This is a genomic window from Geomicrobium sp. JCM 19039 (assembly GCF_000698145.1).
GTDB lineage: Bacteria > Bacillota > Bacilli > Bacillales > Marinococcaceae > Geomicrobium_A.
The window spans coordinates 1-1,404 of record NZ_BAXB01000054.1; the positions used below are offsets into that span (position 1 = coordinate 1).

The following is a 1,404-nucleotide window of genomic DNA, read 5'->3' on the forward strand; positions in this document are numbered from 1 at the left end:
TAGAGTTAGTATAAAAAGTGGACACGCAATAATGAGCGTCTTGTATAATGAAAGGAATACAAGAGGAGCGTGGAAGAACCTATGGGAAAAAAACATGTATCTCAACAATATCGAGAGCATCTTTCAAAGCTAGTCGTTGAAGAAGGACGAACGCCTCGCCAAGTATCTGAGGAAATGGACGTACCGGTTTCGACGTTAAGAAAATGGGCAGCCGCCTATAAGAAGGAAAAAATGGCGGGAAAAGACCCCAATCAATACATCACACCTACAGAACTTGCGAAGAAAGAAAAAGAATGGGAAAAAGAAATTCGTGACCTTAAGGAGGAAAATGAGATCCTAAAAAAGGCCATGAACATCTTTGCAAAAAACCCGTAATCATTTATGGGTTTATCGAAGATCACAAAGAGGAGTTTACGATTGTGAAGATGTGTAAGGTACTAAAGGTTTCAAGAAGCGGCTATCATCAGTGGATTCGTCGGAGAAATCGCTCTGAATGGAGCGAGAAAACACGGAAGCAAAAAGAACTTGAGGAAGCGATCGTTCGGTCTTTCCAGCAAAGCTATGAGACGTATGGAAGTCCTCGAGTCCAACGAGATTTACTGGATTGGGGATTCGAGGTGTCGGTACGGAAAGTCGCCAAAATGATGCATGCCCTAGGGTTAAAAGCTAGCCAACCGAAGAAGTTTATTGTGACAACGGACGCAAATCATGACTCGCCGGTGTACCCGAATGTTTTGAAGGATAAGAAGGTAAAGGCTGACCGCCCGAACCAAGTATGGGTCGCAGATCTGACCTATATTTGGACGAAGGAAAGCTGGCTCTATCAAGCGAGTATCATCGATGCCTATACCAAGAAAAACGTGGGAACCGCATTCGCAACTCATATGAGAAAAGAGCTCCCGATGGAAGCCCTTCAACTAGCGATTGATGCCGAACAGCCCCCGCCAGGGCTCATTCATCATTCCGATCGAGGGTCGCAATATTGCTCAAATGATTACCGGAAGCTATTAGCCTCCAATAAGATGTTGGGAAGCATGAGTCGGAAGGGCAATCCTTACGATAATGCCATCATGGAATCCTTTTTCGCAACGCTGAAGAAAGATTGGATCTATAGGCAAAAATACAAAACCGTAACAGAAGCCATCCAAGCCATTCATCATTATCTCTACGCGTTCTATAATACACGGAGACGCCATTCCGCATTGGGTTATCTTTCACCCAAGCAGTATGAGCAGCACTATAAAGAATCAGTAACCTGAAAAACTCAGAATGTGACCAAAAATCCTGCGTGGATGATGTTGTGATTTTCAACGTCCTCCACCCAGGATCGACCAAACGCAGTGCGGTAGGCTTTTATACTTGGGCGCTCAATTTTTAGTGTCTACTTTCTTGACTGAAGTCCAA

The 1,404-nt window shown here is 44.2% G+C and carries 2 protein-coding genes; both read left to right on the forward strand.

Going from position 1 to position 1,404, the window contains the following annotated elements; translation table 11 throughout:
* Window positions 1-81 precede the first annotated feature (81 nt).
* Window positions 82-375, forward strand: coding sequence for a transposase (locus JCM19039_RS21200; RefSeq protein WP_042431113.1), 294 nt, complete (start codon window positions 82-84; stop codon window positions 373-375).
* Between the two features lie 14 nt (window positions 376-389).
* Window positions 390-1,259 (forward strand): IS3 family transposase, encoded by an 870-nt coding sequence (locus tag JCM19039_RS21205; RefSeq protein WP_238545186.1) that lies wholly within the window; start codon window positions 390-392, stop codon window positions 1,257-1,259.
* The last annotated feature ends 145 nt before the right edge of the window (window positions 1,260-1,404 follow it).

Bases quoted from the DNA above. Each gene is read 5' to 3' on its own strand.
- JCM19039_RS21200 (WP_042431113.1), top strand. From the start codon at position 82: ATGGGAAAAAAACATGTATCTCAACAATATCGAGAGCATCTTTCAAAG.